Raw genomic sequence first — 21604 nt, 5'->3', positions numbered from 1 at the left:
AAATTGAGACTAATACTTATCCATGACTACTATAACTCGATAATAATGCCTGATATTCCATTAGTCTGAGTCGTATAACTGAATGTTGGGTGACTATAAAGTCAGTAAGGTGAGGGGAAACTCAATGTTCAATTGTAAACCTAGTGTGTTATCACTAGCGCTAGCAGCGGCAGGAGTCAGTATTATGTTGACTCCGAATGACGCATTTGCGGCCGATGAGATAAAAACTGAAACGGTTCAATCTTCGACAGCTGATGTCGAAGTGAGCGCCACAGAGAATACACAACCCACAAATGCGTTAGCTAGCAATGAAGCGGATGATACGGAAGCAGAAACTGGCATCGAGCGGATCAGTGTGAAAGGCTATAGTCGTAGTTTGATTGATTCACTTAACTCAAAACGTTATGGGGATACCGTTTCTGAACAATTATCTGCCGATGACTTAGGTGCACTACCTGACGTTTCAATGGCCGATGCATTGACCCGTTTACCTGGTATTTCTGCAGTACGTACTGGTGGTCAAGCTGCTGAAATTAACATTCGTGGTATGTCGGGTGGCTTTGTTTTTTCAACCTTAAATGGACGTGAACAAGTATCAACGAGTGGTTCTCGTAGTATTGAGTTTGACCAATACCCTTCTGAATTAATTAGTTCTGCAGCGGTTTACAAGTCGCCTAAAGCTTCCCTTATTGAAGGCGGTGTTGCGGGTACTGTTGAGCTGACAACCGTCAGTCCTCTAAGCAAAGATAAACAACATAACTTTACTGCCAATGTGCGTGGTATGTATAACGATCGTGCCGATGAAGTGTATGGTGCCGAAGATTTTGGTTCTCGTTTAAGCTTTTCATATCAAGGTAAATTCCTAGAGGATACCTTAGGTGTGGCAGTGGGTTACGCTCGTCTTGAACAGCCGAGTGTCGCAACTCAATTTATTGGCCTTGCTTACAATGATTCCAAGGATGTCGACGGCATTGAAGGGGATATCAATGGACCTGAAGATAACCCTGCGAACGAATACATCAGTGAAGGTTTTGAGGTACAACATCTAGGTGGTGTTGAAATTCGAAATGGTTACATGGCCGCCATTGAGTGGGCACCAGTAGATAATTTTGTGTTAAAGGCTGATGCCTTTATGTCCCGCTTTGACAGCGAATCATTTGCTCGTGGTTTTCGTACCAAGTTTGGCGGCCGCGATGCCAGTGTTTCAAATCCAACTTATGATGGTAATTCAGTTATCGGCGGCACGTTTAACCGCACTTCTAAAAGCTACACTCGTGTCGAAATCGTCAATGATGATAACCAAGATTTTGATGAGGTCGACAGCTTTGGTATCAATGGTGATTGGCAGGTAACAGACAGATTAAACGTCAATGTCGATGTGTCGTTATCAGCGGCTAAAAGTGATTTCAGAAACGGCTTACTTTGGTCAAATGTCGCTGTTGATGCGAATGCGGATGCGCCTATTTTTGATGAGAATGTCTCAGTAAGTTATTTATTAAATGGTTTAGATTTACCCGATGTTGGCTTTAATCAGGCGGATGCATTTTCTGATATCGACCGAGTGATGGTCAGTAAATACGGTATTTATCCGTTTGAAAACGAAGATGAAGTGAAAGCATACCGAGTAGATTTTACTTATGAGTTAGATAATGACTTTATCGCAAGTGTAGAATTTGGCGCACGCTATTCAGATCGCACTTACTCAAACGATCGCTCAGTATTTGAATACGGTAATGATGGTGCATTTTCAAAGTCTGAGCCGCCACTCAAACTTACCGATGATATGACAACGGTTGTTGACTGGGATGGTGACTTTTCATATTTCCCTTCTTATTTAGCCATTGATTTAGATAAAGCGCTCAATGCATGGTTCCCAGATGGCACGCCACAACCTGTGCAAACTTGGGGTAATGCAGGTGGAGTCATCGATCCACAAGGCTACACAACTAACTATTCATGGTCAGTGCTGCAAAGTGGCGAGGTGTATGAAGAAGTCTTGTCTGGCTATGTTATGGCAAACATTGATACTGAAATTGGTGGATTACCAATTACGGGTAACTTTGGTGTTCGTGTGGTTAATACCGACCAGTCAGCGACCATGCTTCAAAATGTAGAAGGCGACCCAACATTAGGTGCGCAAAATATTACTGATGAAATTGGCATTATTAACCAAAACTATGCACCTACAGTACAAGGTGTGGATTACACCGATTACCTGCCTTCTATCAACTTAAACTTTAAAGTCACTGATGACTCACAGGTCCGTTTTGCCGCTGCAAAAGTGATGTCTCGCCCACCGATTAATCGCTTAGCTGGTGATATTAGTGCATCGGTTTCAGATGATGGTGAAATCAATGGTTCAAGTACCAATAACCCATTCTTAATGCCGTTCTATGCAGATCAATACGATTTATCTTATGAGTATTACTTTGATGAAGGGGCTGTCGTCGCTGCTGTCTTCTATAAGAATATTGACTCATTCATTGACACGATTGCGATTGATAATTTCGACTTTAAAGGCAACGGTTTTAACGTCCCTGATTACATTATTGATGAAGATAGTGGTGAGCAAATTGAAACCACTAACGGTACTTACACAACTGCAGTCAATAACGCTGAAGGCGGCTATATTCGTGGTCTTGAATTAGCTTACACCCAAGTGTTTGCTTCACTACCAGCAGGATGGTCAGGGCTAGGGTTTAACGCCAGTTACTCTTACACCGAGTCTGAAGTGCAATCGATTACTAACTTAGGTGGTGATACGGCAACGCAAGATTTACCTGGGTTATCTAACAATGTGGTCAGCGCCACGCTCTTTTACTCTTACGAAGGCTTCGAAACTCGCTTAAGTGGTCGTTACCGTGATGATTTCGTATCTGAGCAAGTCGCCATTAACGAACAAGTGGTGAACTTTGATGGTGAAACAGTGCTTGATTATCAAGCGTCTTACCAAGTGACTGATGGCTTAGGAGTGTTATTTCAAGTGAATAACTTAACTGATGAGCCAACTAAAAGTTACTTCGGCACTGAAAACAAAACCGGCACCATTCAGTACTTTGGCCGCGAATTTTACTTGGGGTTCACTTATGCCATGTAACAAAAATAATAAGAACAATATCCAGTTAATTCGTGTGATGGGTCATCAAATTAATAACAACAAACTGATGACGCAATTTAATCAACATTCTATGGGGAGAAGTCACTCATGATGAGTATTTCTAGAGTCGTGAAATTATCTGCAGTTGCTGCCAGTTTAGCGACGCTTGCAGGTTGTGGTGGTGGGGATTCATCTGAGCCAGGTGAAGTGCTGTTAACGTGTAATGTACCGAATATCCCTAATGCAGCGGGCACCGAATGTGTACCACCGCCGCCATTAAGCTGTCCTGCACCTAAATTTCCAGATGCAAAAAATGAAAGCTGTATTGTGGGCTATAACCCTGAGCTACCAGAGCCTGTAGCTTACGCTGGTGAAAACCAAGCTGTGTTGTATTACAACCGAATTAAGGATAACGATAATACTGATTCGAACCCTAATTACCCAGGTTATAAGCTGCATACTTGGAATAATGACACCTGTGATAGTTATGCACCGCCGTTTGATTCAACTGATTGGGCAAATGGTCATTCGTTTGATGGTATTGACCCTAATTATGGTGCCTATTGGATCATTAATCTTAAAGAAGGCTATGGCGAATGTGCCAACTTTATTGTTCATATCGGTACTGAAGGTTCAGGTAAAGCACTGGGGGATGGTGACTTAGTCATGAACCTTAAAGTGTTAGCCGAAGACGGCGAGCCTGAAGCAAACTTTAACCGTACTAATTTTACCATCCATGGTGAAAGTGATGTGTATGATTATCCGATTCTAGATGTTGGTTTTTCTATTGCTGGTGCAAGTGCTCACTGGTTAGATCAAAACACTTTTGTATGGAATGAAGATCCCGACGGCATTGCCAAGTTCGTCATTCATCATTCAGCATCAGCTGGAATTGCTGCTGATAATGATGGCAACATCAGTGGTACTCAGGTTGAAGTGATGACCAGTGAGCTAACTGATGTGCAAAAAGCCTTAGTGCCACATTTAGCTGATTGGCCTGCCTATGAAGCGAATTTTACTGCAGAAGAAGCTAAGTCTATTGCTAAAAATCAATTGGTGATGGCGGCGTATGACAGTGCCAATAAACCTGTCGCGGCAAGTCATGTACAAGTGGCAAAAGTATTGGATGCGTTATATACCTCAGGTGATAACGATGCTGACGAAGCTGATTTAGGCATAATATATGACGGTAGTAACATCATTGCTAATGTCTGGGCGCCAACAGCGCAGTCGGTAAACTTAAAGGTTTATGACACGGCGAAAAACTTAACCTCTACAGAAGCGATGAGCCTTGATGCTGACACGGGTATTTGGTCATTCAGTGGTGATATGAGCCTAGACAGAATGTATTACCGCTATGAATTAGTAGTTTATCATCCTGTTACTCAGGCTATTGAAACACTCGAGTCAACGGATCCTTACTCACTTAATGTCTCAACTAATGGCCGTTACAGCCAATTTGTTAACTTGAGTGATGCAGATTTAAAACCTGAAGGTTGGGATGGCCACGAAGTTATGACGGTGGCAAATCCTGAGGATATCGTGATTTACGAAGGTCATGTACGTGACTTTAGTGCACGTGATGAAAGCACGTCTGAAGCTAATCGAGGAAAGTATTTAGCCTTTACTGAAGAGGGAAGTGACCCTGTTGAGCATCTTAGAAAGCTGGCTGAAAGTGGTGTAACACATTTTCATTTGCTGCCAATCAATGACATTGCCACAGTCAATGAAGACCCAGCTGAGCGCGTTGATATTTCAGATACCTTGGGCACCTTATGTGACAAGATTGATGACAATGCAGATGCGTGTTTGACTCAGGATAAGTCGGCAACTATTCAGTCTATTTTAGAAGGAACATTACCAGGCTCTAAAGATGCGCAAGCACTCGTTAATGCCATGCGTGGTTATGACAGCTTTAACTGGGGTTACGATCCGCAACATTTTATTGCCCCAGAAGGAAGTTATGCGACTGATGCTGACGGTATTGCTCGCATTAAAGAACTGCGAGAAATGAACTTAGCATTACATGAACTCGGTTTACGCGTGGTACTTGATGTGGTCTATAACCATACGAGTTCGTCGGGACTTTGGGATAACTCGGTACTGGATAAAGTCGTGCCAGGTTACTACCACCGCTATAACGAAATTACCGGTAAAATTGAGTCATCGACTTGTTGTGATAATACTGCAACAGAACATCGAATGATGGATAAGTTTGTTTCAGACTCCATGGTCATTCTTGCCAAGCAGTATGGATTTGATGGTTTCCGATTCGATGTGATGGGTCATATGCCGAAAAGCAGTATTTTAGATGCTCGCGAGGCTGTTCAAGCGGTTGATCCTGATAACTACTTCTATGGTGAAGGTTGGAACTTTGGTGAAGTCGCAGATAACCGCTTATTTGAACAAGCTGTTCAGGCCAATATGGCAGGCAGTGAAGTCGGTACCTTTAATGATCGTATTCGAGAGTCAGTTCGTGGCGGTGCATTATTTGCTATGGAGCAAAAAGATGACTACTTACGCGACCAAGACACCCTGCGTTTATCAATGGCTGGTAACTTACAAAATTACGTCTTAAAAGACTTTAATGGTAATACAGCAACAGGTAGCAGCTTTAGCTGGAACACCCAGCCTACGGCCTATACTTTAGATCCTGCTGACAGTATTAACTATGTGTCAAAGCATGATAACGAAACCTTGTGGGATATTTTGCAGTACTCAAATGACATTGGTATGTCGCTTGATACTCGAGTTCGTGTGCAAAACATTGCTGCAACGATTCCATTAATGAGCCAAGGTATCCCGTTCTTCCAAATGGGTGGTGATATGTTGCGGTCAAAATCACTGGATCGTAACACCTATGACTCTGGTGATTGGTTTAACTGGGTCGACTTTACTAAGGAAAGCAATAACTGGAATGTTGGATTACCATTAGAGCAAGATAATGCAGAGAAAATGGAACAAATTATCGCACTAGCAGGTAATCCTAATTCAGCCCCATCAATGTCTGAAATTGAGTTTGCTTCAAGCGTGTTTAATGAGTTCTTATCGATACGTAAAAGCAGCCCCTTACTGCGGTTAACTACCGAGCAAGACATTATTGATCGAGTTGGTTTCCATAATATTGGTAAAAACCAAAAGCAAGGCGTTATCGTGATGAGTGTTGACGATGGTGCAGGCCTAGTGGATGTTGACCCTGCGGTTGATGCCATGGTGGTGATGATAAATGGTAGTGATAGTGAGCAATCTCATACTGTGTCAACAGCAATGGGCTTTAGCTTGCATCCAACATTAGCTATGTCAGTTGACTCAACAGTTCAAGGTGCAAACTTTAGTGAAGGCACTGAGGAAGGAACCTTTACCGTTCCAGCTCATACCACAGCTGTGTTTGTTAAAAACCAAGGTGATGCACAAGGTACTGGTTTAAGTGCAGACGCGACAGCGGGTGCGCCTGATGTTGTTCCTTATGGCAGCACTGAAGTCTTTGTTCGTGGCAGCATGAACGGTTGGGGTGAAGTGGATAGCTTTACCTATGTGGGGAGTGGTGAATATCGTGTTGCGATTACACTTGCTGCGGGTGGCTATGACTTTAAAGTAGCGTCAGCAGATTGGAGTACCGTTGATTTTGGCGGTGTATCAGATGCTGAAGCAGGTGTAGATGAAGACGTAGCAGAGCAACTTGCACCAAGTGGTGCAAACTTAAGCTTTACAGCTGCAACTGATGCAACTTACGTGTTCTCACTCAATGCGGCTGATAAAGATAACCCAGTGCTTACCGTATACAACGAAGAGCCTTTTGTGGGGACTAGCGTTTATATTCGTGGTGGCATGAACGGTTGGGGTGAAACTGACGAGCTAACATATATGGGCGGTAGTATTTATCAAGCTGAAATTTTGGTATCTGTAGCAAACCATGAGTTTAAAGTGGCATCAGCTGATTGGTCTACTGTTGATTTTGGTAGCTTAGATGCCGATGGTTCAGTCACACTAGGGACTGAAAAAGCATTAGCTGTTTCTGGTAGCAATATGAGCCTGAACTTTGAAACTGAAGAAATGTATACCTTCACTCTAGACATGACTAATCGCAATGAACCTGTGTTAACAGTAAACAAAACTGATATGTTTGCTGGTAATACCGTTTACATTCGTGGTGGCATGAATGGGTGGGGGGAAGTGGATGCACTCAGTTATCAGGGATCATCTGTATATACTGTCGATATTGCACTTGACGCTGGAACTGCCGAGTTCAAAATCGCCACAGGAGACTGGTCAACGGTAGATTTTGGCGCTATAGCAGGTGAAGAGGCCGTGATTGAAGGTGATATGAAAACCTTAGCCTCTAAAGGAGCAAATATGCTGTTTGATGTTGCTGCAGCTGGGACTTATCGCTTTACGGTAACAGGCCCAAGTTTAAGTTCACCTACGTTAACCGTTAATCGTGTTAACTAGGACCTAGATAATTGTGTTGATGGTAAAAGGCTCAGCGAAAGCTGGGCTTTTTTGTTTTAAAAAACTGCAATATGTGTTGTGAATGACACCTAGTGTACTGGTCGGTAGTGCTTTATTAATTATGTTTCATCAGGATGATTCTGTGTTAAATAGCAGGATTCTTGGTAAAAGCAGCCTAATGTTATTTATGCTAAAACGGTTTTAAAGCGCCTTTTAAGGGGGCGAACAGTAATATATTACTTTGTTAACTGGCTTGCTCTGACTGAAATTTAAACAAAAAAGAGGGCTAATTGTCTGAAAAATGACAATAAATGCATTTTTGATGTAAAGACGACAAAAGTTGCAGATTTTGTTTGGTTTTTGTGTCTATACTAAAGCTGTAAAGGAAGAAAATGACAGTAGTATTAAAAGAAGGCAGGTTGTTAGCTAAGTTAACAAAAATTTATACAACGGCCCTTGTGATCTAGGACACACGCCCCAAAATCTACTTATGTAAGAATAAATATCTGCTAGAAAGTGAAGTATATAGCCTTGCTATATTATTAAAGGATAAGTTATCTATGAAAATAAATCTTTCGGGTCACCATGTTGATGTTACAGATACTGTAAAACAAGACGTTAGCGCAAAATTCACCAAAATTGCCAGCCATTTCCCAACGCTAATATCACTCGATATTATCATCTCAAAAGAACACGGCGAATTTGAAGTTGAAATCACGACAAATTATGAAGGCAGTCGTATCGCAGCAAAAGCCTCAGATCCTGTTATGTATCCAGCACTTTCAAGTGCAGGTAAAAAACTTGATGCAGCTCTTAAACACCGCAAAGGTCAGCTAAAAGCTGATTTACACGCCAAGCCTGAAGTGACAGCGCCTGAAATTGCTTATGAAAGAGTGCAAGAGATGGATCTGAAATAGTCCAAGACTTTCTAACGAAATAAAAAAACGCAGTCAAATGACTGCGTTTTTTGTGGCCGTTAACTAATGATGTTTAATCATTAATTTCAGCATTGTGATAAACATTTTGCACGTCGTCGCAATCTTCTAATGCGTTAATAAACTTGTCAAACGTTTCAACATCTTCACCAGTAACTTCGGTCATTGCTTGTGGCACAAAAGTAATGTGCTCAACTTCAAAGTTGATATCGGCAATTTCTTCAGTCAGTGCAACACGTACCTTGTTAAACTCAGTAATTGGCGCAAATACACTGATCATGCCATCTTCAAGTTCAACGTCAGTGACATCAACATCAGCCATCATTAGCAGTTCTAAAATAGCTTCGTCGTCATCACCTGCAAATACGAATACGGCTTGATGATCAAAGCTGTGGGCAACAGTACCAGGGCCACCTAACTTAGCATCGTTTTTAACAAATGCTTGGCGTACTTCTGTAAAGGTACGTTTTACGTTATCGGTTAGGCAGTCAACGATAACTGAACACCCGCCAGGGCCAAAACCTTCATAACGTGCAGTATCGTAATCTTCACCGCCACCGCCTTTCGCTTTTTCGATTGCGCGTTCAATGACATGTGCTGGTACTTGGTCTTTCTTTGCGCGAGTAATTAAGCTGCGTAACGCTAGGTTACCGTCAGGGTCAACACCACCATTTTTGGCACAAACATAAATTTCTTTACCATAACGCGAGTATAAACGCGTTTTTTGGCCGGCAGTCTTTGCCATAGATTCTTTGCGGTTTTGGTATGCTCTTCCCATCTTGATCTCGTTTTAAATTTCGAAAAATTGCCGCTGATTCTAACAAAAATAATCGCAGCTGTTTAGTCTATATGAGCAGAGCTATTGATACAGATCAGCCGATATAGGGTTAATGCATTCAATTTAACATAGTTACTGTTAAATTTGTGTAAGATATTGATGACTAAAATGCGGAAATAGACTTAATAATCATCTAAACTCAAAGCTGTGTGAGTAACCCTCTATAGTAAAAATGCGCTAAACTTGGAGGGAAGTAACGATATGATTGCATTGATAAGTCAGCATTAATAAGAGAGTTCTATATGACAGATGTTAGCCAGGAAGTTGCCACCACGGATGATAATAACAAAGCCACGGTAACCGTGCTATTTTACGAGGCCCCAGTTGGCTTACTGATGAAGAATACCGTGTTGACTGATCTTGACGTAAGCGAAACAGGTAGGGTGATGCTGCCTAATGAGTTTCGTGCTGGTAAATCAATCATTGCTGTACTTGATGGCGAGTGTAAAATTCTTAACTCATTGGGCGAGCGTGTTTATGCGCAAAAAAACCTTGTTTAAAAGGCACTTTAGCCGTAACTAATTATTGTTATTTGATTAATGACAATCAATCTGAACTTTCTACCTCCTTTCTTCGTAATCTTGAGGCAAACTAATCGACTGTAAAAAGTGAGTCTCAATATTCATTTCATACTTATGACGAGCATCTATGTTGAATCATTGACCTAGATGTTTGAGATAATCGTTTAGTTGCTTAAACATAAAATATGACAAACTTAATCTGTTGTTAAACTGGCAGACAAAGTATGTATATACTGCCATCAAACGCGGTGACTTATTTACCACACCAATTAACGATCTCATTTTCAAGGAAGCATTATGCCAGCCTCGTTATTTACTCCCTATAAACTCAATGACACCTTGACTCTTAACAACAGAATATTAATGGCCCCGTTAACTCGCTGCATGGCTGATGATGATTTAGTTCCAACGCAAACCATGGCTGATTATTATGCTCGCCGTGCCGATGCTGGACTTATCATTAGTGAGGCGACCATTATTCGTCCCGATGGCCAGGGCTATATTAATACACCTGGACTTTATACCCAGGCACAAGTTGATGGCTGGAAAGTTGTCACCAAGGCCGTGCATGATAAAGGCGGTAAAATTTTTGCTCAGCTTTGGCACACAGGGCGTGTTGCTCATCCATTCTTTTTTGGTGAAGGTAATGGTGAAGTGCTATCAGCATCAAACATTGGCATAGACGGCACAATACCCCGCAATCGAGAGTTAATGTATCAACAGCCTAAAGCTGCGACCAGCGAGGATATTGTTCAGCTGGTGGCAGATTATGCAACCGCAGCAGACAATGCGCTCAAGGCCGGTTTTGATGGCGTTGAAATTCATGGTGCTAATGGCTACCTCATTGATCAATTTCTACATTACTCCTGTAATAACCGCACAGATGATTATGGTGAATCACCAGAAAATATGGCACGTTTTGCCATTGAAGTAGTAGATGGGATTGTGGCTAAAATTGGCCACGAGAGAACGGCTATTCGTTTATCACCTGGGGCGTATTTCAATATGGAACCCGATAGCCGCGATCGGGCAGTATTTGATTACCTACTTAAACAATTAGAGTCTCGTCAACTTGCCTTTATTCATTTAGGAATATTTGATGATGCAATGGAGTTTGACTACCTAGATGGTAAAGCGTCAGCGTATTTAAGAAAGCATTACAATCAAACCTTAGTGGGGGTTGGTAGCTATACCGCTGAAACTGGCAATAAAGCCATTGAGGCGAATGAATTTGATTTGTTGGCGATTGGACGGGCGTTTATTGCGAATCCTGATTATGTGAGCAAGGTACGTCGTGGAGAGGAGCTGACTGCTTACGATGATGCCATGTTAGCTGAGCTAGTTTGATGCCTACTATCCGATGGTAAGTTGCTAAACAGCTAGGTTAGACGTATTAAAAAGGCAGCAAGGCTGCCTTTTTAATGAGTATATCGTTAATAAGTTAGCGCGATTCAAGTTTACTTATGGATAAGGCTTCTGCAATGCTCGCCTCTGGTTTTCCGAGTAAAAAACCTTGGGCATAATCGATATGGTAGTGTTTCACGCGCTCAAGTACTTGGGGAGAATCAACAAATTCTGCAACCGTTTCAATGCCCATTTTTTTCGCAAAACTTGATACGGTTTCTACTAGGTGCTGTGCTTTAGTATCTTGATCTAAATGCTGGATCAATGAACCATCAATTTTGATGATATCAATATCCAAACGCATTAAATGAACGAAGTTTGAATATCCTGCCCCAAAGTCATCAATTGCGATTTTACAGCCATAGGGCTTAACTTTTTCAATAAAGTCATGCACCAAATCATAATTTGTAATCTCTTCGCTTTCTAATAACTCTAAGGTTAAGCGAGTTGATGTTTCTGGATTGGCTTTTAATAATTTTAGCAATTGCTCAACCCTTTCTGTATCAGCAATATCTTCGAGTGAAATGTTAACTGAAAAGGCATAGGGTAAACCTTTAAACAAGGCAAAAGACTTGGTTAACATCGCGGCCATTAAACGTGGATATAATCGGGAGCGCACTGCAGTTTGCATAAACTGAGCAGGCGTTAACACTGTGCCACCGTCTAAGCATATTCGCATCAAGCACTCAAACTTAGGCTGCAAGTTTTCAGTTATTGGCTTAATTAATTGCACATAGGGCGTGACCCAATCATGGGTGACTGCTGCAACAAGCATGCGGCTTTGATGCATGTTTGCTTCAAAAGCTTCAGGGTTAGACATTTCAGCTGTAAATAGTTGGTATCGTTGAAAATGCCGCCTAGCAATACGCCTAGCTAAATCAGCTTGTTGATGTAACTGAGTATATTGGTCATTGACGCAGTGGGCACCGCCTGCGCTTAGTGTGACATAAATTTCATTACCGTCGATGGCAATGGCTTTATGGCTAACATAATCAATGATCTGAACAGCAAGTTGTTGTAACTGGGCATCATTGAATTGGGAGTGGGTGAGCACGACAAATTCATCAGCACCAGTTTTATAAAGGTGATGAGGGGCTGAAACGAGTTCTAAACTATTGGCCACTTCAATGATAATCAAATCGCCAGCGTTAACACCATAAAAATCATTAATTTGCCCAAAGTCATTAATATTGAAGACGATTAATGAGGAGGCTTGATGTTGGTGTAAATCAGCGTACAGTTTTTTTCTATTAGGTAATCCGGTTAAGTTGTTAAAGTACGCCTCTTTAAAAAGGTTACTGTTTTGCTGTTCAATTTTATGAAAATTATCCGCTAAGGATTGGCGCATGACTTCAAAGTTATCACCTAACTGCTGAATTTCATCTTGGCTATTTAAGGTTAGCTTTTGGGTTAAATCACCCCTGACAATTTTTTGTGTCCAATTGGTTAGTGTCAATATATCCGAGGTAACAATTTTACCCACACTCATTAATAACCAGCTGGCTAAAGACAAGACCCCAGATAGCAGCAGTAGCTGAAAAAATAAGGTATTGAGTAATTCCTCTCCATAGAGTTTGACCTGAATTGAACCGCCATAAAACCCTTGTAACTGCCCACGTGAAATGATGGGCTGCATAACTTGGCTAAAGCCTAAAACCCATTCACTTTGGCGGGTTTTATTGGTTTCAACATGACGAATTGCAGCAGGGCGTTTTGCTGTAATAAGTTGGCCATTCGTCGCTTGACTCAATGCGTTGGGGATCAAGCTTGCCCACATTCCTTTAATAAAATAATCGTGCGTATTATCAAACCCGAGCTTTTGGGCTCGATTAAGCTGGATAGATTGATTTTGAAGGCGATGATGCAACGAAATAAGTTCACCGTTTTTATCTAAAACGGCAAAGTCAGATAAAGTGATTTGAAATAGGCTGGTTTGTTTTTTGTCTATACGCGTGGTTGCCTGAGCGAAGAACTGATCGATAGCTGTGTCGATTTCATCTTTTTGATTGTTAAGCTGGCTAAAATCAATCTGGTTACTGGCTAAAACCAAGTGCATGTTATGCAAAGTATCGCTTATGCTGAGTTTAATGAGTTGTCTGTTTTGGTGGAGTTGATAGCTGAAAAAAATGACTTGAATACAGATTAAAATCAGAATGTTAGATAGCATAAGTTTGCGATAAAGCGGCATTTTTAAGTGCAATAACCAATACAATAATGGTTCTAACACACAATATAATAAAAACGCGCCAATCACCGCTAAGGTTAATAGTTGGCTAATGACCGCAATTTTTGGCCAATCGGCAACTTCTATTAAGGAGTTTGCATCGCCCCATGGGTTAATTGCTGTGTTGGGGTTAGTTGGGTCTACAATCCATGTTGGATTCGCTTGCCCTTCAATTTCTAATACCAGTTTATATTCTATATCTCCAGGATGGAGCGGTAACTGATACTGCCATTGATCTTTACCTGTGTGCTGCATTTGATAAAAGGGATCATCACTATGCCAGTCTGAAAAATTTCCGCTGACAAATACCTTATTGATTTTACTTGTAGGTGACAAACCAAATTGCTGATTTAATTTTTCGGAAAGCGGGAGGGATAGCGTTATGTCGTAAGGGGTGAGTGCATTAGTTGCAAGGAGCGAGACGACCCAAGTTTGTAGCGGCCACAAGCAAAGTAAGGCTAAGAGTATCCCAAGCCTTTTCTTCCATTTATGTAAATAATGAGTAAGTAAACTCAATCGCTGAAGCCCATGAAGTTCATGTAATTATTAACAATTATCTATCAATATGGGCTGATTTTTAAGCTAGGTCAACAGCATGAACAGTATTTTATTAGCGGTTTTTTAGTTAATTCGATTACAACGTTAAGGTACTAATGAATAACATTCAGTATTTGGATTTGCTTTTGCCGCGAGTGAATTATCTGCTTGAAGTGCCAGCGCATAAGATAATTAGGGGAAAACTGTTGCAACTAAAATCACATCAAATTCATGCATTAACTTAGCTGTAAAATGAAAAAGTTGCCTTTGAATGCTCAAGGCTGTTAACAAGAGCACAGTTGCTGCCTAGCTGATATTAGATATATTGATTATAATGTCCTGATATCGATTGAGTAGTAAACCTATACTGAATCACACTTATTTTGATTAAAGAGAATTGACCATGAGCGCTATCCCACCTTGTCCTAAATGTGAATCTGTCTATGTATACGAAGATGGTTCGCAACTTATTTGTCCTGAGTGCGCTCATGAATGGAACCCAAACGAAGAAATCATCGATCCTGATGCGATCATATTAAAAGATGCAGTGGGTAACTTACTTGCTGAAGACGATAAAGTGACACTGATTAAAGATCTTAAAGTAAAAGGATCTTCATTAGTGCTTAAAGTAGGCACCAAAGCCGTTATTAAACGTTTTGTTGATGCTGATCATGATATTGATTGTAAAGTAGATGGCCATGGCCAAATGATGCTGAAGTCTAAATTTGTAAGAAAGCAAAACTAAATTTAGCGTTCAAATAATAATAAAAAGAACCTGCCAAGTGCAGGTTTTTTTTATGTGCCAAGTCAACAAGCACTATGTATATGTAACAGCATGATGTATATACGGCAGGTACATAATGTGGAATGGGATTTTAAGTATCGTGTTGATTGGTATTATCAGGAAAAATAAATCTGTAGGTAAACAAAAGGGCTTAGCATTGCTGCTAAGCCCTTTTAGGTATTTGGTGGAGGCGGCGGGACTTGAACCCGCGTCCAGAAAGCCTACATCCAAGGCGCTACATGTTTAGTCTCTCTTTTGGTTAACCTTGCAAGCTCCGAAAGACAGGATATTACAAGGCGAGTCCGGTACTGTTTCGCGGTTCACCCCCAGACAAGGTTCCCTCGCTAGCACGATGTAAGATGACCATCAAAATCCACTGCCCATGTGCAAGACGTGTGGTTGATGGCTAGCTAGCCTAAGCTGCTAGAGAGTAGTTAGAGTCGTTTGCAACTATAACAGTGCGGCTTTTTACGAGGCCAACCGCCCCTCGACATGCTCCCAGGGTTTCGTGAATCCTGTCGAATCCAGAATCGCCCCCAAAGTTTGTTGATTGTATCGCTTAAATGCCAAAATACCTAGTGCATTTCACCAATTAACAATCGTTTGTACATTATCCGTCCAGTCTAGACTTCTTCATTACGCGAGATTGTTCTACTTTCCATTCGCGTTCTTTAGTGTCTTGGCGTTTATCGTGGTCTTTTTTACCTTTACCTAAACCAATTTCAACTTTTACCCAAGCACCTTTGCGCCAGTATAGTGAAAGGGGGATTAAGGTATAACCTTGACGCTCAATTAGGCCTTCAAGCTTATCAATTTCACTGCGCTTTAATAACAGTTTTTTGGTACGAATTGGATCGCAAACCACATGAGTTGATGCGGTGTTTAAAGGCTGCACTGTGCAGCCATGCATAAAGGCTTCACCATGCTTGATATAAACGTAACAGTCCGCAAGCGTGACTTTGCCCATACGCAAGGATTTTACTTCCCAGCCTTGAAGCTCTAATCCAGCTTCGATTTTATCTTCTATTTTAAACTCAAAGGTCGCGCGCTTATTACGTGTAATCGTAGCGGGTGGATTCTTTGACTTTTTTGAATTCTTTTTTACCATAATCGCGTTTACTGCCCGCTGTTATCCCATTTAAAAACTCTAGTCACTTATGCTTACTGTGGTAGATATGGGGGAGAGAAAAAACTAATCAAGGGATTATACCCAAACCACTTAAAGATGCGAGTTTAATCATCAGGGTAATGGATGCGTTTTACTGTAAGCGTGTTAAAATTGCCTCATTGTTATCGATAGTGTTGTTATTCATGCCAAAAATTTCAAAAAATGTGTTGGTTCGTTTTAGTGCGATGCAAATGTATGACTTGGTTAATGACGTTGAGTCATACCATGAATTCTTGCCAGGTTGTGTTGGCGGTAAAGTCATTGAGTTTGATGGTAAAACCATGGTTGCATCTGTTGATGTCTCAAAGGCTGGGATCCGAAAAACATTCACCACTCGTAATCAAGTGGTGCCAGGTAAAAGTGTGTCGTTAACATTAGAAAATGGCCCATTTAAAAACCTAGATGGCATGTGGCGTTTTACAGAGTTAACTGATGATGCTTGTAAAGTGGAGTTCGATTTAAATTTTGAGTTTTCCAACCCACTAGCGGATATTGCATTTGGTCGTGTTTTTAAAGAGTTGATGAATTCAATGGTAACTGCTTTTACTGACCGAGCTAAGGTGATTTACCATGACAAATGAGACAGATTTATTTCCAGTTGATGTTATTTACGCATTACCTGAGCAGCAAAAGGTGATTACGGTTAATGTTGCGCCTGGTACTCGCTTTATTGATGCGGTAAAGCAAAGCAACATGGCAAGTTTCTTTCCAGATATCGATTTAGCTAAAGTAAAATTAGGCGTTTTTAGTCGACAAGCAAAGCACGATGAGGTGCTTGTACCAGGACAACGAATTGAAATTTACCGCCCTTTGATTGCTGATCCTAAAGATGTGCGCCGTAAGCGTGCAGAAAAAGCGAAAGAAGAGGGACGCAGCAACAAGATTACTGGTGCGAAAATTTAGCGAAATTTTCAACGTTACACAGAGGTCACTGAGCATGAACAAACACAATGATGAAGCTGTGTCATAATTTGTTGTGTACTTAGAGTATTTTTCACAATAAAAAAGCGGAAAGACGTGTCTTTCCGCTTTTTTGTATAAGTCAGTTTTTTTACTTAATGCTTATTCGCCTTTAGGCATATTTTCATTACCGCCTTTCGGCACGTCATTTTCTGTTTCTAGACGGTTCTCTTCAACCAGAGGTTTAGCATCACGACGAATTGATGCAGGGTCTTGTTCTGGAAGTAAAGGTTCAACAGTAGGAGATGAAATCGAAGGCAAGGCACCTGATTCTAGAGGAGTGTCAAAGTCCTCACTAAGTTTGTAGTCGCCTTCAACTTTGACAAGTAAATCATCTTCAAAGAACAATATGAGCTCTTTGTGAGTGATACTTGCGTCACGGCCACTTTTGAAGTGATAAACATAATACCAAACATTATCGGCAAAACTATCACGAAGAACTGGGCGGCCAAGAATGTACTCAGCTTGTTCTTTAGTCATTTCTACACGCAGCTTTTCAACTTGCTGTAATTCCATGTAGTTGCCTTGTGCGATATCTGGCTTATAGATCAGCCAATCAAAAACACTACACGCACTTAAAGAAACTGAAAGCGCAACTGCGCCTAAAAGGGTAAGACTTTGTTTTTTGTTTATCATTGTCTGTGCTACTTCCTAAAAATCTGACGACATCATACCCAAGGGGTCCCTATGCTGACAAGGGGCTATTCGCTGAGAATGCTATAACGATGTGAATAATAGAGTCGATATTATAGATATAGTTCAATGATGCCATCGGTAAATGACTCAGTTATAAATTCTTTTACGCTTGATGATGTTACGAAAATGTAGAAAATCATGGAAAATCTGAATGTAATTCTATAAGTTTGATACAAGCGCTTATGCAAAATTTGAATCATATAGAAATTAATAGGATTTAATTGGCGGTTAGGTTTGTTAAGTAATTAACTTTTGACGAAAGAATAATGATAAAAAATGTCACCAATTTACTCTGAACATAACGTAAAACAGCATACTGAAACCAAAGGTGGTCGGTTAGTATTTGTCGGCACGGGTCTGCAACTTGCTGGACACATTAGTGTGCTGAGCCAAAGCTATATTGAACATGCCGATGTGGTGTTTTCTCTAGTGCCAGACGGCTTTACTGAACGTTGGATTCAAAGCCTGAATAATAATCATCGATCATTACAGCCTTTTTATGCCCAAAAAGGTGAAGTTAAAAATCGCCGAGATACCTATGCACAAATGGTAGACGCTATTCTTAACGAACTCCGGTTAGATAAAAATGTGGTGGTGGCGTTATATGGTCACCCTGGCGTGTTTGCTTGCATTTCACATCTTGCAATTGCACAAGCTCGTGATGAAGGTTATCAAGCTGACATGCTACCGGGGATATCTGCTGAGGCTTGTCTATGGGCTGATTTAGGTATTGACCCAGGCCATTCAGGTCACCAAAGCTACGAAGCGACTCAGTTTATGCTGTATCAGCACACTCCAAACCCCAAAACCCATTTATTGCTGTGGCAAATCGCATTAGCTGGCGAGCATACGTTAACGGAATTCTCTACCACACGCGAACGCTTAGACATTTTAGTCGCCCATTTATCTCAGTGGTATCCGCTAGATCATGAAGTCGTAATTTATGAAGCTGCTAATTTGCCGACACAAACACCAAGAGTCGAGCGATTACCCTTGAAAAACTTACCCAATGCTCGTTTAGAAATGATCTCGACTTTGATGATCCCACCTTCTGAAACACTTAGCCTTAATCTGAGTATTCTCGAAAAGCTTGGGATCAGTGCGTGTGATATCGGATAACGTAAACCAAACCTGAAATAGCAAATAAGGAAATAGAATGGCAAATTTAACGGAGTTTTTTACCGAACTTAATACGGATGCGAAATTATTAGAAACCTATAAAAAAGACCCTGAGGGGACAATGAAAAACTATGGTTTATCTGATAATGAAATCAAAGCAGTATTATCTGGTGATGCCAAAGCAGTCAGTGCATTAGCGGGTGATATTGAAATGAAAGCATTCTTACTGATATCAAATCATACAAAATAGCCGTGCTTAATCATTTTTTACGTTTCACAGTCGTTTTAATGGCGTTACTTATTAGTGATGCTATTAATGCTGCTGTGGATTTTGATCAGCAACTGGACACATTAGAGGTAGCGCTTCAAGTTGATTTAACCGAATCAGAAAGGCAAATTGAAACATTAGAAAAGCAACAAAACCAATTGTCTCAACTGCAGTTAGCGCGTTTTCATACGCTTAGTAGTATTAAACATTTATATCTAGGTGAATTTGAACAAGCCTTGTTTACGCTCGATAAGGCGTTGTTGTTCAAGCCTGATAATGAGTTAATGACACAAATCTCGATGTATAAAATCACTGCCAATATTGGGCAGAATAATTATCAGCAAGCATTTCAATTATTGGAAGAAAGTCTAGCCCGAATTGATAGTTATGATGACAGTAAGATAAAAGTAAACGCGTATATTCGCTTAATGAACGTGTATATGGAGCTTGATGCATTTGAAGAGATGCTCACCACTGCAACTGAGATTTTAAGTTTAAACAAGGGCGAAAATACGAAAAACGAATGTTACGCAAAATTATATTTACCTGTTGCAAACCTAAAGTTAGAAAATTTTGAATTGTCCGCTTCTCAGTTCAAAGAAGCCGAACTGTATTGTAATAAGCATAATTTTCCTCTTATTGTTGCGATGGCGATTAAAGGCCAGTCACACGTATTATTTGAAACGGGCCAATACCAAGCTTCACTTAGCGGGTATTTGGATTCGTTAGAGCGCTATCAAGCGTTTAAATTTCATATAGAAATACATGATAGCCATGCTTATTTAAGCGAAGTGTATTTTCATCTAGGAGATTATGACCAAGCATTAACGTATGCCAAGCTTGTTGAGCAACTCCCTAATGAACCGATGAATTTAAAAGGCAAGAAACGAACTTTTCACGTTCAATCGATGATCGCAAGTAAGCAAGGAAAGTTTAAAGAAGCCTATCAATATCAAGTGCAAGCTCATGCTATTGGCGTGCAACTACTAGACGAGAAAAAGGTTAAAGAAAATGCCTACCAAATGGTTAAGTTTGATAGTGCAGAAAAAACCAGAGAGTTAAACAAGTTAGTACAAGATCACGAGATGATTGCCAAACAGCGTAGCATTTTAAACAATGAGAAAAGCGCTTCGTTTATGTTTTCTACGGTACTGGCAGGTACGGTAGCGTTATTGGCTTTACTCCTTTATACCGCTTGGAATCAACGAAATCAGTTCCGAAAGCAAGCTCAAGTTGATTCATTAACGGGGTTGTTTAATCGTGGAGCAGGGATTGATAAGGCTGAGAATGAATTTATTAAAACGTTAGCCAGTGGTGGAACTTTCAGCGTTGTAGTGATCGATTTAGATTGGTTTAAAAAAATCAATGACAGCTTTGGCCATGCTACTGGTGATTGGGCGTTAAAGAAAGTGGCAGATACCATTAATGAATATAAACGTAATACCGATATTGCTTGTCGTTTAGGTGGTGAGGAATTCGCTATTTTTATGCCTAACACGGATAAAATGTTAGCTAATGAAGTGGCAGAGAATGTATGTCAGGCTTTTGCTAACATTAACACTCGATACTCAGGTCACCAATTTACCATTACAGCCAGTATAGGAGTCAGTGATAAAGCAGAGGAGGATTTAAGCTTAGATCCTATTATCAACAGGGCTGATACAGCGCTTTATCAGGCCAAATCTCATGGTCGAAATAGGGTCGTTTGTTTATAACACTTTCAACTTATAAAACTGCCAAACTAAAAACTATCTCACTTTACCGCTTTCAACCGCTCAGCAGTCCCATTTATCTTGTAAAAGAAAACTCGTTCTCTATTGATATATTTAACATCTCAATACTGGTGTTGTTTTGAGCTTTGGCTCAACCACAGCGCTTAAGTTATCGCGTGTTTTATCGATATAGCATTTAACAGTAGATAATTTTACGGTAGATAATTTAACGAAAGCCCGCTGTTTAACGCTACGTATAGGCTGCTTGCAAGCACGGTAAGGTCACTCGCGCTTTATCTTTAATACGGCTATCTTTCGTCGTTAAAGCACTAAGAGCTTACTCGCTTGAGTGCAATCTTATTGTCATCTTATCGCAATCTTAAGTTTTAACGGTATCGCTTAATCGTGTGAATAGAAAGCCAAATGAAAGAGGGGGAAGGGGTAACATTCTCGTCTCCAGAACTCATATTGATACTCAAAACATGAGTATGCCGTATTTTCTTCGTTGCTTACTGCTTACTGCTTACTGCTTACTTTTTATTGTTCTTGATGTTTGCAGCGGCGAGTAGAATCTTAAATAGGGGTATGTATTTTAGCTAACAGCTAAACCTGGGGACACTGCCACTATCTTGAGTTGCATCTTTGAGCTTATACCAATGACCCCTTCATTCTATCGCTAACGCATAGTGTTCTTTTTTTGCTGCTCACAATGGCGCTTTTTCAGTGTAAAACTCGAAATTACAGTTTTTTTTAACTTTTTTGTAAAAAAAACGTCTTTTTTTTCAGCTGAACCAATATTTTTTGTGATGTTGATCGGACTACATCGGTTACTGTCTAGAGTAAATGTTCTACATTGCTCATTACGTTTACGTTAACGTAAAATTGAAACGGT

General features: G+C 40.6%; 15 protein-coding genes and 1 other RNA gene. 11 read left to right on the top strand and 5 right to left on the bottom strand.

Translation table 11 applies throughout. From position 1 onward, the window contains the following. Window positions 1-124 precede the first annotated feature (124 nt). From A9267_RS06165 to hpf, 3 genes are all read left to right on the top strand, one after another. Window positions 125-3097, top strand: a complete 2973-nt coding sequence (locus tag A9267_RS06165) for a TonB-dependent receptor (RefSeq protein WP_065108606.1) — start codon at window positions 125-127, stop codon at window positions 3095-3097. 108 nt (window positions 3098-3205) lie between these two features. Then, entirely contained in the window at window positions 3206-7546 is a 4341-nt protein-coding gene (locus A9267_RS06160) for an alpha-1,6-glucosidase domain-containing protein (protein ID WP_065108605.1), read from the top strand. A gap of 560 nt (window positions 7547-8106) precedes the next feature. Beyond that, window positions 8107-8463 (top strand): ribosome hibernation-promoting factor, HPF/YfiA family, encoded by a 357-nt coding sequence (gene hpf / locus A9267_RS06155; protein WP_055025701.1) that lies wholly within the window; start codon window positions 8107-8109, stop codon window positions 8461-8463. A 73-nt stretch (window positions 8464-8536) separates the two neighbouring features. On the opposite strand, the gene A9267_RS06150 is transcribed toward hpf, so the two are convergent. Continuing rightward, window positions 8537-9259: a YebC/PmpR family DNA-binding transcriptional regulator gene (locus A9267_RS06150; protein ID WP_055025700.1), complete on the bottom strand. Its 723-nt coding sequence runs from the start codon at window positions 9257-9259 to the stop codon at window positions 8537-8539. A 302-nt stretch (window positions 9260-9561) separates the two neighbouring features. Here A9267_RS06150 and A9267_RS06145 point away from each other — a divergent pair, with 302 nt between their 5' ends. Next, window positions 9562-9819, top strand: coding sequence for a TIGR02922 family protein (locus A9267_RS06145; RefSeq protein WP_055025699.1), 258 nt, complete (start codon window positions 9562-9564; stop codon window positions 9817-9819). 318 nt (window positions 9820-10137) lie between these two features. Continuing rightward, entirely contained in the window at window positions 10138-11187 is a 1050-nt protein-coding gene (locus A9267_RS06140; RefSeq protein WP_065108604.1) for an alkene reductase, read from the top strand. A gap of 94 nt (window positions 11188-11281) precedes the next feature. Here the strand turns inward: A9267_RS06140 and A9267_RS06135 are convergent, their stop codons facing one another. After that, complete coding sequence (locus A9267_RS06135; protein ID WP_156669113.1) at window positions 11282-13984, bottom strand: EAL domain-containing protein; 2703 nt, start codon at window positions 13982-13984, stop codon at window positions 11282-11284. Window positions 13985-14408: 424 nt separating this feature from the next. On the opposite strand from A9267_RS06135, the gene A9267_RS06130 reads away from it, so the two are divergent. Next, on the top strand, window positions 14409-14750 hold the full coding sequence (locus tag A9267_RS06130) for a zinc ribbon domain-containing protein YjdM (RefSeq protein WP_055025696.1): 342 nt from the start codon (window positions 14409-14411) through the stop codon (window positions 14748-14750). 221 nt (window positions 14751-14971) lie between these two features. Here the strand turns inward: A9267_RS06130 and ssrA are convergent. Together ssrA and smpB are read right to left on the bottom strand one after the other, a co-directional pair. Next, window positions 14972-15327, bottom strand: a transfer-messenger RNA (tmRNA) gene (ssrA, locus tag A9267_RS06125). A gap of 72 nt (window positions 15328-15399) precedes the next feature. Further along, window positions 15400-15897, bottom strand: a complete 498-nt coding sequence (gene smpB, locus A9267_RS06120; RefSeq protein WP_055025695.1) for an SsrA-binding protein SmpB — start codon at window positions 15895-15897, stop codon at window positions 15400-15402. 203 nt (window positions 15898-16100) lie between these two features. On the opposite strand from smpB, the gene A9267_RS06115 reads away from it, so the two are divergent. Together A9267_RS06115 and A9267_RS06110 are read left to right on the top strand one after the other, a co-directional pair. Continuing rightward, window positions 16101-16538 (top strand): SRPBCC family protein, encoded by a 438-nt coding sequence (locus A9267_RS06115; RefSeq protein WP_065108769.1) that lies wholly within the window; start codon window positions 16101-16103, stop codon window positions 16536-16538. After that, entirely contained in the window at window positions 16528-16860 is a 333-nt protein-coding gene (locus tag A9267_RS06110) for an RnfH family protein (protein ID WP_065108602.1), read from the top strand. Before A9267_RS06115 ends, A9267_RS06110 begins: the two co-directional genes overlap by 11 nt. Before the next feature lie 159 nt (window positions 16861-17019). On the opposite strand, the gene A9267_RS06105 is transcribed toward A9267_RS06110, so the two are convergent. After that, a complete protein-coding gene (locus A9267_RS06105) occupies window positions 17020-17553 on the bottom strand; it encodes an outer membrane protein assembly factor BamE (protein WP_065108601.1) in 534 nt (177 codons plus the stop codon). Between the two features lie 336 nt (window positions 17554-17889). Between A9267_RS06105 and A9267_RS06100 the strand changes: the two genes are divergently transcribed. From A9267_RS06100 to A9267_RS06090, 3 genes are read left to right on the top strand one after another with little or no spacing between them, the layout of a single operon-like run. Continuing rightward, window positions 17890-18732, top strand: coding sequence for an SAM-dependent methyltransferase (locus tag A9267_RS06100; protein ID WP_065108600.1), 843 nt, complete (start codon window positions 17890-17892; stop codon window positions 18730-18732). 37 nt (window positions 18733-18769) lie between these two features. Then, complete coding sequence (locus A9267_RS06095) at window positions 18770-18982, top strand: hypothetical protein (protein WP_065108599.1); 213 nt, start codon at window positions 18770-18772, stop codon at window positions 18980-18982. Between the two features lie 38 nt (window positions 18983-19020). After that, window positions 19021-20715: a GGDEF domain-containing protein gene (locus A9267_RS06090; RefSeq protein WP_156669112.1), complete on the top strand. Its 1695-nt coding sequence runs from the start codon at window positions 19021-19023 to the stop codon at window positions 20713-20715. The last annotated feature ends 889 nt before the right edge of the window (window positions 20716-21604 follow it).

It is taken from the genome of Shewanella sp. UCD-FRSSP16_17 (genome assembly GCF_001675935.1).
GTDB classification, from domain to species: Bacteria; Pseudomonadota; Gammaproteobacteria; order Enterobacterales; family Shewanellaceae; genus Shewanella; species Shewanella japonica.
Note: the sequence above shows the minus strand (reverse complement) of the source record. Positions and strands in the feature narration are given on the sequence as shown.